Annotated in this window: 10 protein-coding genes and 1 pseudogene; 5 read left to right on the forward strand and 6 right to left on the reverse strand. The window is 70.4% G+C overall.

Annotated features, from left to right (window positions below; all coding sequences use genetic code 11):
- The first annotated feature begins 413 nt into the window (after nt 1–413).
- A complete protein-coding gene (locus QA861_RS05375) occupies nt 414–1,529 on the forward strand; it encodes a ricin-type beta-trefoil lectin domain protein (RefSeq protein WP_334587057.1) in 1,116 nt (371 codons plus the stop codon).
- Between the two features lie 426 nt (nt 1,530–1,955).
- Here QA861_RS05375 and QA861_RS05380 read toward each other — a convergent pair.
- The 4 genes and pseudogenes from QA861_RS05380 to QA861_RS05395 all read right to left on the reverse strand — a co-directional run.
- A pseudogene (locus tag QA861_RS05380) lies at nt 1,956–2,663 on the reverse strand (MmyB family transcriptional regulator); the annotation flags it as partial.
- 142 nt (nt 2,664–2,805) lie between these two features.
- A complete protein-coding gene (locus tag QA861_RS05385) occupies nt 2,806–3,408 on the reverse strand; it encodes a hypothetical protein (RefSeq protein ID WP_334587058.1) in 603 nt (200 codons plus the stop codon).
- A 68-nt stretch (nt 3,409–3,476) separates the two neighbouring features.
- On the reverse strand, nt 3,477–3,881 hold the full coding sequence (locus tag QA861_RS05390; RefSeq protein ID WP_334587059.1) for a hypothetical protein: 405 nt from the start codon (nt 3,879–3,881) through the stop codon (nt 3,477–3,479).
- Nucleotides 3,878–5,014, reverse strand: a complete 1,137-nt coding sequence (locus tag QA861_RS05395) for a molybdopterin-dependent oxidoreductase (RefSeq protein ID WP_443041446.1) — start codon at nt 5,012–5,014, stop codon at nt 3,878–3,880. Before QA861_RS05395 ends, QA861_RS05390 begins: the two co-directional genes overlap by 4 nt.
- Nucleotides 5,015–5,352: 338 nt before the next feature.
- Between QA861_RS05395 and QA861_RS05400 the strand changes: the two genes are divergently transcribed.
- Nucleotides 5,353–6,903 carry a DUF1996 domain-containing protein gene (locus QA861_RS05400; RefSeq protein ID WP_334587061.1) on the forward strand — a complete coding sequence of 517 codons (1,551 nt, stop codon included), beginning with the start codon at nt 5,353–5,355 and terminating at the stop codon, nt 6,901–6,903.
- An 85-nt stretch (nt 6,904–6,988) separates the two neighbouring features.
- Here QA861_RS05400 and QA861_RS05405 read toward each other — a convergent pair whose 3' ends face one another.
- Nucleotides 6,989–8,176: a MalY/PatB family protein gene (locus tag QA861_RS05405; RefSeq protein WP_443041544.1), complete on the reverse strand. Its 1,188-nt coding sequence runs from the start codon at nt 8,174–8,176 to the stop codon at nt 6,989–6,991.
- A 334-nt stretch (nt 8,177–8,510) separates the two neighbouring features.
- Between QA861_RS05405 and QA861_RS05410 the strand changes: the two genes are divergently transcribed.
- Entirely contained in the window at nt 8,511–9,611 is a 1,101-nt protein-coding gene (locus QA861_RS05410) for a GDSL-type esterase/lipase family protein (RefSeq protein WP_334587063.1), read from the forward strand.
- A gap of 271 nt (nt 9,612–9,882) precedes the next feature.
- Nucleotides 9,883–11,214, forward strand: coding sequence for a Gfo/Idh/MocA family protein (locus QA861_RS05415; RefSeq protein WP_334587064.1), 1,332 nt, complete (start codon nt 9,883–9,885; stop codon nt 11,212–11,214).
- A 271-nt stretch (nt 11,215–11,485) separates the two neighbouring features.
- On the opposite strand, the gene QA861_RS05420 is transcribed toward QA861_RS05415, so the two are convergent.
- Nucleotides 11,486–13,375, reverse strand: a complete 1,890-nt coding sequence (locus tag QA861_RS05420; protein ID WP_334590457.1) for an ABC transporter ATP-binding protein — start codon at nt 13,373–13,375, stop codon at nt 11,486–11,488.
- A 151-nt stretch (nt 13,376–13,526) separates the two neighbouring features.
- Here QA861_RS05420 and QA861_RS05425 point away from each other — a divergent pair, with 151 nt between their 5' ends.
- The gene (locus tag QA861_RS05425; protein WP_334587065.1) at nt 13,527–14,489 is read left to right on the forward strand and encodes a lysylphosphatidylglycerol synthase transmembrane domain-containing protein; all 963 of its coding nucleotides are present in this window, start codon (nt 13,527–13,529) and stop codon (nt 14,487–14,489) included.
- The last annotated feature ends 41 nt before the right edge of the window (nt 14,490–14,530 follow it).

Below are 14,530 nucleotides of genomic sequence, written 5' to 3' on the forward strand. Positions count from 1 at the left end.
CCGGTGTTGGTCACGTCGTTGCCGATCACAGCAGACGCAAGTCGTTGCAGGACTTCGAGAGCTTGACTGCGACGCGCTTGAGAACGCCCGGCATCTGGCCCCGCAGGCAGTCGTGACCGTGTACCAACGCCCGCGCACCACGGCACTTCATGCTGTTCCGCGCAAAAAACATCGGATGTTATTCGGTCCACGCCGGAGGCGTAAAGAGCGTCGAACAGGCAGTGGAACAGCAACTACAGGCCGAAATGGAGCAGAGCCCGCCCCCAGTTCCCTGATCCCAAAATACTGACATCCATGGGATGTTCCGGCGGGAATCTGCGTGATATCTGTACGAGGGCGCTTGAGGGGCCGAGCTACTGACACGCGATCAGCCCCGTTGAACCAGCACTCACTCGTAGTAGGAGGACGTCTGTATGAGAAGGCCTTCGATTCTGTCCCTTCTGTCTCTCGTCACGCTTGTCGCTGCAGCGCTCGGGATGACGGCGACAGGTGCGACCCCCGCCTCCGCCGCCTCCAACACGCCTTTGCGGGTCATGCCGTTGGGCGACTCCATAACCTGGGGCGTGGGGAGCAGTACAGGCAACGGCTACCGGAGTCCGTTGTGGGACAAGCTCGCGGCGGACGGTCATCCGCTGGACTTCGTCGGCACGTTGCGGGGCGGTTCGATGTCCGACTCCGACAACGAAGGTCACTCCGGCTACCGCATCGACCAGATCGCCGCCCTCGCCGACGCCTCGCTGACCCGCTATCGGCCCAACGTCGTGACGCTGGAGATCGGCACCAACGATCTCAACGGGGGCTACCAGCCCGCCACCGCCACCGACCGGCTGAGGTCGCTGGTCAACCAGATCACCGCCGCCGCCCCCGACGCGACCGTTCTCGTGGCCTCCCTGGTCGTGTCCACCAGCGGCTCGGAGGAGCAGTACCGGGCCGCGTACAACCAGGCCATCCCCCGGATCGTGAGTGACGCACAGGCCGTCGGCAAGAAGGTCGCTTACGTGGACATGAGCAGCCTGACGACGGCCGACCTGGCCGATGCCCTACATCCCAACGACGCGGGCTACCAGAAGATGGCCGACGCCTTCCACCGCGGCGTTCGGGCCGCGGACAGCGCCGGGTGGCTGAGGACTCCCGCTCCCGCCGCCGCACGGGTGGAGTCCGGCATCGCCGGCAAGTGCCTTGACGTCAACGGCGCCGGCACGGCCGACGGAACCGCTGTCCAGAGCTGGAGTTGCGGCGGCAGCGCCAACCAGCTCTGGTCCGCCTACACCGACGGGACCATGCGTTCCATGGGGAAGTGCCTCGACGCCGCCGGCGCGGGCACCGTCAACGGCACCAAGGTGCAGCTCTGGGCCTGCCACGGTGGCGCCAACCAGGTCTGGCAGCCCTACAACGGCGGCTACCGCAACCCCGTTTCCGGCCGCTGCCTCGACGTTCCGGGCTTCTCCACCGCCGACGGAACGCAACTCCAACTGTGGGACTGCCACGGCGGCTCCAACCAGAAATGGACCACTCTGACCGCCGGATGACCCCCGCTCCCGGGACCGGGGCCTTTCCGGTCCCAGGTCCCGGGAGGACATCGGTGGCGGGTGCCGCCGGGCGCGGCGCCCGTTGCGGCACGCGCGTGTTTGCCCCGAACGCCCTTCGGGGTGCGTCGCTGCAACGTGGCGCGCCCCGTAGCAACAAGGGCAGAACCGCTCAATCGGCGAGCCGGCCAGAGGCCTCTCCCCGGCTTGGCCTCTCCGGCGAACGGCGTCCGGGCGCCTTGTCTACTGTCCAACGCCCGCAGCGGCAAGGTGCTGGAGTGCCCGGGCGGCTCCACTGGCAGTCCCTCCCGGTGTCGGGGCTGTCCGCTCGGACGGCACCGCGCCGGAGCGGGCGGAGTGACTCGTCGGCCTCCGGATGAACGGCCTCCGCCCCGGTCGACGTGACGCCACGCCATCGCCGGACGGGTCCTACCGGATGTTGCTCTCGTCGCTGGACATGTCCTGGGTGCCGATGACGGAGAGCAGTTCCAGTTGGGCTGCGCCTTGCGTGCCGGGTGGGGCGCTGAACCACAGGAGGCGTTGACGTCCGTCCTCGCTGAACAGGGTGTGGCAGTCGAGTTCTACGACTCCCAGGGTGGGGTGGACGATGCGTTTGTGGTCGGTCCGCCGCAGGGCGACGTCGCGTGTGTCCCACAGGGCGGCGAACTCCTCTCTGCGGCGCCGTAGTTCGGCCACCACCCCGGCGACCTCCGTAACCCGGCCGCGCCGGGCGGCGACGGCCTGGAGGTCGGCGACGGAGGCCCGGGAGTGCTGCGGGTGGTCCTCGGCGGGATAGATCGTGCGGGAGGCGGGGTCGGTGAACCACCGGTGCACGAAGCTCGCCTCCGCACCGCGCCGCGCGGGAGCACGGCAGACGAGTGCGGCGGCGAGTTCGTTCTGTACGAGGGTCTCGTGCGGGTCGGTGATGATCTGCGCGGGCGTCGTGGTGAGCCGGTCGAGCAGGCCGAGGAGCGCCGGCTGGGCGTGGACGTCCGGACCTCGGGCCCTGGAGGGGACGGGCCGGTCGGCGAGGTGGAACAGGTGGTCGCGTTCGTCGCCGCCGAGCCGCAGCGCCCGTGCCAGCGCGGCCAGCACCTGCGCCGAGGGCTGGACGTCGCCCCCGCGTTCGATCGGTGTACCTCGCCGAGCTCCAGCAGACGCCGGAGAACGGAGAACTGAGAACTGACCGGGGCGCCGGGCAGCGTCGCATGGCGCCGGTGCGGGCGGAGTTTGTTGACTTTCTTCGGCGTTCGTCGGCGTTCGTCCGCGTTCTTCGGAGTTACCGCATCTGCGCGTCCTCGGTGGGCCGGGCCGCTGCCACCGTCAGGAGAGCGAACGCCAACGCGAAGCCGAGCATGGTGAACACTCCCTTGGGCCAGAAGATGTGGCTGTCGACGAACGACCAGCAGGCCGCGAACAGCACGGCGGCGCCCGGCAGTACGCGCACGCCGTGCCGCCGCCAGAGCACCGCACAGGTGGTGAACGAGGCGACGGCGAGCCCGTACACACCGGCCCGGCCCAGTTCGTCCCCGACGACGAACAAGGGGCCGGCCGCGCCGTGGACGCCGTGGTCCACCACGGTGCCGGCGGAGATGCCGGCCACCGCGTCAAGACCGGAGTAGTACGCGGCGAACCAGAGGCAGCCGGCCCAGGAGAGAACCGTCAGGGCCCCCTCCGCGTCTCGGCGCGGCCTGCCCCACAGGGGAACGACCAACCCGAGGACGAGGAGCGGGAAGACGGGCAGCAAGGCGATGTGCAGCCCGGCCCAGTGGCCGGCCGTAGCCGCCGTCAGATGCCGGGGATGTATCAGGCCGGCGGCGGCCAGCAGGAGCGGAGCGGCGGTGACGAGAACGGTCACGCGCACGGTACGGAGGGATCGCATCCGGTCACGCTAGGCGGCCGTCCGCTGCTCGAACGGCCCCGCTCGGCACACGTAAGACCTCCGTAAGCTCATGCGACGGGCCTACGACGGCTGTCCCTGACTTTCCGCACGGTCAGCCACACCGCCGTCAACGACACCACGACCACCAGCGCGACCAGCCAGTTGCGCGGATAGTCCAGCGGCAGCACCGACGGGTTGGCCCTTCTGCCCGGCCGGAGCAGCACCGGCAGCGCCACCGCCGTCAGCGCACCCGCGACCAGCAGCGCCCCGCGGACGGGCCCGCGTACACCGCCCCGTACCAGCGCCAGCCCGATCAGCAGCACCACCGGGGCGATCACCATGTCGTGCAGCACGATGGCCCCGCCCAGCCACGCCAGCACACCGGGCAGGTCGCGGACGTCCGTCAGCAGGGACACGCCGACTCCCATGAGCGCCAGCCCCGCCGCCCCCGCCACCACTCGCAGCGTCTTCATGCCAGCACCTCCAGTCGGCCGACCCACTTGGTCTGCAGCACACCCGGCCGGTTCGGGGCGATGAGCCGCGCCGGGTAACCGTGGTCGGGGTCGAGTTCCTGACCGTTGAGACACAGGGCGAGCAGAGTGAGCGGGTCACGAGCGTGCGCGTGGCCCATCTCCGACACCCGGTAGCCGCCGCGCAACTGCAACGACATCACCCGCACGCGGGCGTGCTCCGGCGCCCCCGCCCGCTCCAGCAGGTCCACCACGCGTACGCCGGTCCAGCGTGCCGACTTGCTCCAGCCCTCCACACAGGCGATCGGCAACTCCACCTCGTGCTGCGGCAGGGCTCGCAGCTCGTCCAGGGTGAGGGTGTAGGGGCGCGGGCCCGCCACGACCAGGCGGTACTCCTCGGCGGCGATCCGGCCGACCCCGGCCGCCACGGCGGTTCGGTTGACCGGCAGGCCCTGGGGCCCCTTGTCCGGGTCACGGGGCGCGAACAGGACGAAGTCCTTCAACGGGGTGAGCGCCTGTCCCACGGTGGTGAGAGTGACGGCCCCGACGGCCACACCCACCGCGGCCAGCAGCGAACGCCGGTCCGGGCCGTCCTGCGCGGGCAGTGCGAGGGTTCCGGGCGACCGACGGCTCCAATGCGCCCTGATCTCCGGGGCCTTGACCGCGATGTGCAGGACCAGTGCCCCGACGACCAGCCATGCCACGGCGTAGTGCACGGGCACGAACGAGAACGGCCACGGATACCACTGGGCCGCGTTCAGCAGCCCTGTCGCCAGCTCGAAGACGGCGCCAGCCACGAGCACGGCGACCGACAGCCGCTCCAGGGCATGCCGAATCGAACGCAACGGCGGCCATGCGAACAACCGCGGGTATACGGTCCACAGCTTCGCCAGCAGCAGAGGTACCGCCGCGATACCCGACGCGACATGCAGTCCCTGCGTGAGCCGGTAGCCCCACGAGGGGCGGCTCGGCAGGCTGTCGGCCAGCCATCCCGGGGGATGTTGCATGAGGTGACTGACCAGGCCGGTGAGGAAGCACAGGACGAATGCCGGCCCCAGCCACCGGCCGATCACGGTCGCTGTGCGGGCGTCGTGCAGTCTGCCCCTGAACTCCGGTGGAGAGACACTCAGTTTCATGTCGTCCATCCCACTCGGCGCACAGCCGTTTCGGAACGACTGAACCCTTACGGAACAGGGACGTCGTGCGCCGGACAGCCCCTTCAGGGGGCCAGGCGTATGAGCGGATCCGCGGAGCGCCAAGTCCTTACGCAAGTCCTTACGGAGCCATGACATGACGCGGAGGACCCGCCACCACGCTGGCCCCACCCGTAACCATGGTCCCGGCCGAACTGGTCACGCCTGACAGCGAATTGCCTGCCACGGCGTATCCGGGGTTCGCAAGGACCCAGCGGGACTCAGCGACACTCGGCCGGACCAACCGAACCCACGTGAATCGAAACCCACAGAGGAATCCCATGCGACGCAACATGCGCAAGCGATCGAAGACGACGCATCGAGCCGTGGCCGCCGCGGCAGGTCTGGCTCTGGGGGCGGGAGGGCTGATAGCGGTCAACGTGTACGCGTCCGCCCACGAGAGTGGCGACGGCAACTCGGCGTACAGCGCGTCCCAGGGGCAGCCGAACCAGGTCCTGGCGGCCGGAGCCACCACGATCAGCTGTCCGGACGTCCGCATGAAGTTGACCGGGGTCCCCGACCGGTCCCGAGGACAGGTCGACAGGGAACTCGCGCTCCTCGACCAGCAGGTGGCCGAGGCGTACCAACGACTGCGGAATTCGGCCCAGGCCATCCGGCAGGACAGCAACTTCGCCAACAACGCGATCATGGGACCCCTCAAAAACAAGCGGACCGCGACCATCGACCGGATCGCGATCGCCATCGGCAGGTCCGGCGCCAGGCCGCAGGGCCTCGAATCCCTCGCCGCCTGTTCACTGCGCACCTCCGGCAACCAGCAGGGCACCGGCCAAGGGCAGGGACAGGGCGGCAACCAAGGGCAGGGGCAAAACCAGGGGCAAGGACAAGGACAAGGACAAGGCAACGGCGCCGGTCAGAACGGAAACGGCGGCACCGGCGGCACCGGTGGCAATGCCGGCAACGGTCCGGTGGCCGCCGACTTCGTGGACATCACCACGGTCCAGCCGAACGTGCGGAGCCCCCGCCCGTCACGCGGCGCCTCCAAAGGCAGCTTCACCACTCGGTGCGGCGTCAACGCGAACAAGCTGTACAACTCCGACAACATCATCGTCGCCCCAGGTGTGACCAACGGCGCGCACCACACGCACGACTACGTCGGCAACCAGGACAACGACGCGTTCACCACCAACGAGGAGTTCGCCGCCGCCGCGACGACCTGCAGCAACCAGGGCGACAAGTCGACCTACTACTGGCCCGTGCTCCGACTGCAGGACGGCACCCGGGAGTTCGACGCCAAGCAGCTCGGCGGCGGCGCCGAGGGCAACACCGGCCGGATCCTGACCGCCTCGCGGGTCACCCTGAACTTCGTCGGCAGCCCGCGCGGCAAGGTCGTGGCGATGCCCAAGTTCCTGCGGATCATCACCGGCGACGCCAAGGCGTTCACCAACGGGACCGCGAACGCCAACGCGGCCTGGAGCTGCACGGGCTTCGAGAACCGGAAGCTGACGGACAAGTACCCGATCTGCCCCCAAGGCAGCAGCCTGGTCCGTACGTCCTCGTTCCAGAGCTGCTGGGACGGCCAGAACATCGACAGTGCCAACCACCGCACACACGTCGCGTTCGCCGACCGGAGGACCGGTGCCTGCCCGACCGGCTTCAAGGCCATCCCGCAGCTGGTCCAGCGCCTCGTCTACGACGTGAAGGCCCCCAGCCTCAACGACAACGGAAAGACAAGCCCGTTCTACGCGGTGGACGGTTTCCCGGAGCAGATGCACAAGCCGATCACGGACCACGGCGACTTCATCAACGTCTTCGACGAGAGTCTGATGAACCAGTTGGTCCAGTGCGTCAACACCGGCCGGAAGTGCCGATGACCTCGTACTCCGAGAAATCGGAGCAGCTGGGTCAACTGGGTTGGCCGGGTTGGCCGGAGTAGTCAAAGTTGTCGGAAAGCCGACTTCACCGTGGGGCGTTCGGCCGGCGCGTATGGAGCGCGGCGGTGCGCCCCATACGGGTGACCGCATCGGTGAGGACGGACTGGGAGGTGGCGAAGTTCAGGCGGACGTGCCCGGCTCCGCCCGTTCCGAAGATGTGGCCGGCGGAGAGAGCCACCCTGGCGTGATCCAGGAACAGTCGTGCGGGCCCGGCCAGGTCGGTGACCACCGCGAGATCCGTGGCACCCTCTTCCGTGGCACCCTCTTCCGGGGTGAGGTCGAGGGACCGGCAGTCGAGCCACGCCAGATAGGTTCCCTCCGGACTGACATGGCCGACCCCGGGCAGGTGTTCGGCGACGAGCCGGCCCAGCAGGGTGCGGTTGGCGTCGAGCCCGGCCAGCAGCGCGTCGAGCCACGCGTCACCGTGGCGGAAAGCCGCCGTGTGGGCGATGACGCCCAGGAAACTGGCGCCGTGGTGCACCTCCTCGGGCATCCGGCGCAGATCCGCGGCCGCCTCAGGCCCTGCCACGGCGAGCGCCGCCTTGATGCCGGCGAGGTTCCACCCCTTGGTCGCCGACATGAGCGAGAAGGCGTTTTCCGCCCCAGGCACGCTCAGGTAGGGCGTGAACTCCGCGCCCGGCAGTACGAGCGGGGCGTGGATCTCGTCGGCGACGACACGGACGCCGTAGCGGCGGGCCAACGCCGCCACGGCGGCGAGTTCCTCGTAGGTGTGAACCGTGCCGGTCGGGTTGTGCGGATTGCTGAGGAGATAGGCGATCCCGCCTTTGCCCCTTTGTTTCCGGGCATGCCGGAACACGTCCTCGAGCGTCTCCAGGTCGATCCGGAGGGCCTGGCCCAACGGTGCTTCGACGATCCTGCGGTCGTCGTGGGTGACGAAGGCGTAGAAGGGCGCGTACACCGGGGAGTTGACGACGACCGGGTCACCGGGCTCGGTGATCAGCCGCAGTACCTGGACCGCGCCCATCATCACGTCCGGGATCAGGGCGACACGGTCGACGGCCACCCCGTGCCACTTCCAGCGCCGCGCGGCGAAATCGGCCAGCGCCTCGGCGAACTCGGTTCCGGCGGGGTATCCGGTGTCACCGGTCTCGACAGCTTCGTGCAGCGCGTCCGCGACCGCCGGCGCGAGCGGGACGTCCATCTCCGCCACCCACAACGGCAGGACGTCGGCCGGATACGTACGCCATTTCATGCTCCGGCGCCGACGGAGTTGTTCGAGCGAGAACTCTTCGAGAGGGTTCACCGACTCTCCGCCCCCTGCACCAGCACCACCAGAACCACGCTCTCCACAAGCCGTCACCTTCAGCATTGGACCGCCATCTCGATCTCGGCGCAAGCGCCCGGAAGCAGCCACGACACGTCGGACGCGTCCACGACGGCCGCGCGTCGAAGCGTCCGGACCGGAACGCGCGAGACGCACGACGCACCCTTCTTGACGCGTCACTGACAACAGTGGCTTGATGTGTGGGAGCGCTCCCACACCGCGCTCGCGGTGAGCCGACAACACAGCCAGGGAAGGGATCACCATGCGAAGTCCGCGCCACCCACACCCCTTACGGATCTTTCTGGCCACGCTCCTGCTGTCCCTCGGCGTGGCACTCGCACCCCCCGCCACCGCGGCACCCGACACCGCGGCGCCCGACGCTGCGGCGGCCGTCCGCATCATGCCGCTGGGCGACTCGATCACCGGCTCGCCGGGCTGCTGGCGGGCCATGCTGTGGAACAGTCTGCAGAGCGCCGGATACACGAACATCGACTTCGTCGGCACCCTCAACCAGCAGGGCTGCGCACAGGCGCACGACGGCGACAACGAGGGGCACGGCGGCGAGCAGGTGACCGCCGTGGCGGATCAGAACCTGCTTCCGGCCCGCCTCTCCGCGACCCGACCCGACATCGTTGTCATGCACTTCGGCACGAACGACGTGTGGAGCAGCATCACCCCGGACCGCGTCCTCGCCGCCTACACCACGCTGGTGCGCCAGATGCGGGAGTCCAACCCGGACATGAAGATCCTCGTCGCCCAGTTGATCCCGTTGAACCCCGACAACTGCACGGGCTGTGCCCAGCGCGTCGTCGACCTCAACGCGCGGATCCCCGACTGGGCCCGCACGACGAGCACCAGCCGCTCCCCCGTGACGGTCGTCGACCAGTGGACGGGCTTCGACACCGCCACGGACACCTACGACGGCGTGCACCCCTCCGATGCCGGCAACCAGAAGATCGCCGCGCGCTGGTACCCGGCCCTGAGCGCACTCCTCGTCAAGGGTGGGCCGGGTGACCCCGGTGACCCGGGCGGCGAGGAGCCCGCCTGTACGGCCACCTTCCGGGCCGTCTCCTCCTGGCAGGGCGGCTACCAGGGCGAGGTGACAGTCACCAACGCGTCCGCCGCCCCCGTGTCGAGCTGGACCGCGACCGTCGTACCGGCCACGGGCGCACGCCTCACCCAGCTCTGGAACGGCAGCCTCACCACGGCCGCCGACGGCAGCGCAACCGTCACCAACGCGGCCTGGAACGGCCCCCTGGCCCCGAGCGCGAGTGCCACCTTCGGCTTCATCGCGACCACCCCGGCGACGGCCGGCACGCCCTCGGCGACCGTCGGCTGCACCGCGCGAGCAGCCATTTCCTGACGGGCGGAGCGGACACTTCGACCGCCCCGGCCACCTTCCGGCGGGCTCACGCGGGCCCCGGAAGCGGTGGACACCTCGCACCCGTGAGCGCCTCACGCACCGCCTCCGCGAATGCGTGAGGCGCTCACGCGTCGGGAGGGGTGATCCCCGCCCCGTAGATGTGGGCCTGCCCACCGCACCACAAGACCGGCAGCGGCGTACGTCGTTGAGCGCCGGGCAGACTGGGAGGCCGAGCGGTACACGTCGTTCTCCCCATCGAATGGAGACAAACATGTCCTCCGGCATCGCACGCCGCCGCGCCGCAGTGGTCGGTCTGGGCGCCCGCGCCCGGCTGTTCACCCAGGCTCTGGCCGGTCCCTACGCGGACCGGTTCGAGCTGGCCGGCTTCTGCGATGTCAACTCCCACCGGATGGCGGTCCACAACGGCTGGCTGGCGGACGCCGACCCCGGCCGGGCTCCCGTACCGGCGTACGCCGCCGAGGACTTCGAGGAGATGCTGCGCCGCGAACGGATCGGCCTCGTCGTGGTCTGCTCCGTGGACCGCACCCACGACGACTACATCGTGCGCGCCCTGGAGTCGGGCTGCGACGTGGTGACCGAGAAGCCGATGACGACCGACGCCGACCGGGCCCGGCGCGTCCTGGACGCCGTCCGGCGCACCGGCCGCGAGATGCGGGTGGCGTTCAACTACCGCTACAACCCCGTGCATTCGGCCGTACGGGAACTGATCGCGGCCGGGGAGATCGGCGAGGTCGGCTCGGTGCACTTCGAGTGGCTGCTCGACCTGCGCCACGGCGCCGACTACTTCCGGCGCTGGCACCGCGACAAGGCCGACTCGGGTGGCCTCATGGTCCACAAGGCCACCCACCACTTCGATTTGGTCAACTGGTGGCTCGGCTCCCGGCCGGAGACCGTCTTCGCGCAGGGCGGCCTCTTCTTCTACGGCGACGAGGCCGGCCGGCGCCGGAAACTCGCCCGGGACTACACCCGCGCCCACGGCTCCCCCGCCGCCCGGGACGACCCCTTCGCCGTACATCTGGAGGACTCTCCGGTGCTCAGCGCGCTGTACCTGGAGGCGGAGGCGGAGGACGGCTACCACCGCGACCAGAACGTGTTCGGCCCGGGCGTGACCATCGAGGACGACATGGCGGTCCTGGTGCGCTACGCGACCGGCGCGACACTGACCTACCACCTGACGGCGTACGCGCCCTGGGAGGGATACCGGATCGCCTTCAACGGCAGCGAAGGGCGGCTGGAGCTGCTGGTGGAGGAGTCGACGTGGACCCGTCCCCACCTCCGGGCGAGCAGCGCCGATCCCGTGCTGCACGGCGCGGAGGCCGACGACACCGCCGGCCGTACCGAGCTGACGCTGCGCCGCTTCTGGGAGGAGCCGCGCGCCATCGAGGTCGCCTCCGGTGAGGGCGGGCACGGGGGCGGCGACGCGCGCATGCTCCAGGACGTGTTCGGCCTCCGGGTCCAGGACCCCCTGCACCGCGCGGCGGACGCGGCCGACGGCGCCCGTTCCCTGGTCACCGGTCTGGCGGCGAACCGCTCCTTCGAGACGGGCCTGCCGGTGCGGACACGGGATCTGCTGGACCTCTGACCGAGGTCGAAGATCTCGGACGGCGGGTCGTACGAGGCCGGTCTGCCAGGCGATGACGACACGCTGGGCGCGGTCGCGCGCGCCGAGAGGACGGCGCCGACGACCGCCCCGGCCGCCGCGAGACCCCGACTCCTCGTCGACGGCCCCCGGCGCTCTCAGCGGGCTGCCCAGGCCCACGCGGGCCGGCCCGCCCACCCGCAGGAGGACGAGGTACCAGCGCCACCGGAGGGTAGGACGGCCGCCCAGCCGATCCGCCGGCCGCTGCCCCTCCCTACGCGGCCTCCGTCACCTCCGCCTGCTCCCCGGGGCGCTGCGTGAACTGTGTCCGGTACAGCTCCGCGTACCGCCCCTCCAGTGCCAGCAGTTCCTCGTGCGTGCCGCGTTCCAGGATCTGGCCGGCCTCGATCACGAGGATCAGGTCGGCCGTGCGGATCGTGGAGAGGCGGTGGGCGATCACCACGGCCGTGCGGTCGGCCAGGGCCTCCGTCAGGGCCTCCTGGACCGCCGCCTCGGAGGTGTTGTCGAGGTGGGCCGTCGCCTCGTCGAGGATGACGACGCGCTGGCGGGCCAGCAGCAGCCGGGCGATGGTCATGCGCTGGCGTTCGCCGCCGGAGAGGCGGTAGCCGCGTTCGCCGACCACCGTGTCCAGGCCGTCGGGCAGGTCGCGGACCAGTTCGTCGAGGCGGGCCCGGGTGAGCGCCTCCCACAGTTCGTCGTCCGTCGCCGTGGGGCGGGCCAGCACCAGGTTGGCGCGCACGGTGTCGTGGAAGAGGTGGCCGTCCTGGGTGACCATGCCGAGGGTGGCGCGCAGGGAGGCGGCGCTCAGGTCGCGGACGTCGACGCCGCCGATGCGTACGGCGCCCTCGTCGGTGTCGTACAGACGCGGCAGGAGTTGTCCGATGGTCGACTTTCCGGCGCCGGAGGAGCCCACGAGGGCGATCGTCTGGCCGGGTTCGGCGCGGAAGCTGACTCCGTGCAGGACCTCCGTGCCGCCTCGGGTGTCCAGGGCGGCGACCTCCTCCAGGGAGGCGAGGGAGACGCGGTCAGCGGCAGGGTAGGCGAAGCGGACGTTGTCGAACTCGACCGCGACCGGGCCCTCGGGGGCCTCGCGGGCGTCCGGTTTCTCCTCGATGAGGGGCTTCAGGTCGAGCACCTCGAAGACGCGCTCGAAGCTCACGAGGGCGCTCATCACCTCGACGCGCGCCCCTGCGAGCGACGTGAGCGGCGCGTACATGCGGGTGAGGAGCAGGGCGAGCGCGACGACCGAGCCCGGTTCCAGGCTGCCGCGCAGCGCGAACCAGCCGCCGAGCCCGTAGACCAGGGCGAGCGCGAGGGCCGACACCAGGGTGAGGGCGGTGATGAAGACCGACTGTGCGAGGGCCGTCCGTACGCCGATGTCCCGTACCCGGCGGGCGCGGGCCGCGAACTGGGCGGACTCCTCGTCGGGCCGGCCGAAGAGCTTGACGAGGGTGGCGCCGGGGGCCGAGAAACGCTCGGTCATCCGGGTGCCCATCGACGCGTTGAGGTCGGCGGCCTCACGCTGCAGCCTGGCCATCCGGCTGCCCATCCGCCGGGCGGGGACGACGAACAACGGCAGCAGCACCAGGGCGAGCAGGGTGATCTGCCAGGACAGGGTGAGCATCACGGCGAGCGTGAGCACCAGCGTGACCAGGTTGCTCACCACACCGGACAGGGTGTTGCTGAACGCGCGCTGCGCGCCGATGACGTCGTTGTTCAGGCGGGAGACCAGTGCTCCCGTACGGGTCCGGGTGAAGAACGCGACCGGCATGCGCTGCACATGATCGAACACCGCCGTCCGCAGGTCGAGGATCAGCCCTTCCCCGAGCGTCGACGAGAGCCAGCGGCCGACGATCCCGAGGACCGCCTCGGCGACCGCGATGACCGCGATGAGCAGGGCGAGCCGGATGACCGTGCTCTCGTCGCCACCCGACACGATCGTGTCGACGACGCGGCCCGCGAGGACGGGGGTCGCTACGGCGAGCAGCGCGGTGAGCACACTCAGCACGACGAAGCGGATGATACGGCGGCGGTGCGGGCGCGCGAAGTCGGCGATGCGGCGAAGGGTCGCGGGGGCGAAGGGACGCCGGTCCTGCTGAGCGTTCATGACGCTGTGCAGCTGCATCCAGGCTGTGGTCTCCATACTCATGCAGTGACCGTACGACCTCAAGCAACCTTGAGGTCAACAGAGGCATCCGGAGTGGAGAAGGACGTCGTGCCGTTGCCCGGCGCGTCGGCCGATGGCCGTGCGTCCGCCACCCGGTGTTGGTGCGGCCCGGAGAACCTTGCCGGTTGTGACAGCCGTTCTCTCTCCCCCGGCCCGGCGCCGACGCGTACCGGTACGGCAGGTCCTGTGCCTGCTGCCGCTCCTCCTCGTCGCCGTGGTCGCGGTGCGCCATCGGCAGGTGCTCGCCGAGGGCTTCGGCCACCTGGAGACGGCCAGGTGGCCCTGGCTGCTGGCCGCGGCCTGCGCGACCTGTCTGACCTGGGTGGCAGCCGCCGTGAGCCGGCAGGGAGCGGTCGTAGAGCGGCTGCCCAGGCTGCGGCTGCTCGCCACGCAGTTCGCGGCGGGCTCGGCCAACCAGCTGCTGCCGACAGGGCTCGGCGCGAGCGCGGTCAACCTGCGGTTCATGACGGTGTGCGGCCTGCCGCCGGCCCGTTCCTCGGCGGCGCTCGCCCTGTATCTGCTGGCGGAGGTCGTCGGCCGGCTCGGTCTGCTGGCCGCGCTGCTGATCGCCTTCCCGCACGCCCTGCGGCTCGGAAGCGTCGTTCCCGGCACGGCACTCGGTCCGCTGCTCATCGGCCTCTGCGCGGTGCTGTCGGCGGCGGCGAGCGCGTTGGTGTGCGTACGACGGCTGCGCGCGGCCGTCCTCTCCTTCCTGCGCACGGCGCTCGGTGAGGCCCGCTCCGTGCACACGCGGCCGGCCAGGGCGCTGGCGCTGTGGGGCGGCTCGCTGGCGTTCCCGGCGCTGCAGGCCGCCGGACTGGCGGCGGTGGGGACGGCGATGGGGCTGCCGGTACCGGCCTGGCACATGGCACTCGCGTATCTCGCCGCGACGGTCGCCGTCGCGCTGATCCCCACGCCCGGCGGTATCGGCTCCGTCGAGGCGGCGCTGATCGTGGCCCTGGTCGCGGTGGGCGGGCCGGTGGCCGTCGCCACGGCGGTGGTGCTCGTGTTCCGGATCATCACCGTCTGGGTGCCGCTGCTGCCGGGGGCGTTGACGCTGGGGGCGCTGGTGCGGCTCAAGGTGATCTGAGGGCCGCTTCGGGGCGGCACCCCAGGAGCCGTTTGTGAAAA

It is taken from the genome of Streptomyces sp. B21-083 (assembly GCF_036898825.1).
GTDB lineage: Bacteria > Actinomycetota > Actinomycetes > Streptomycetales > Streptomycetaceae > Streptomyces.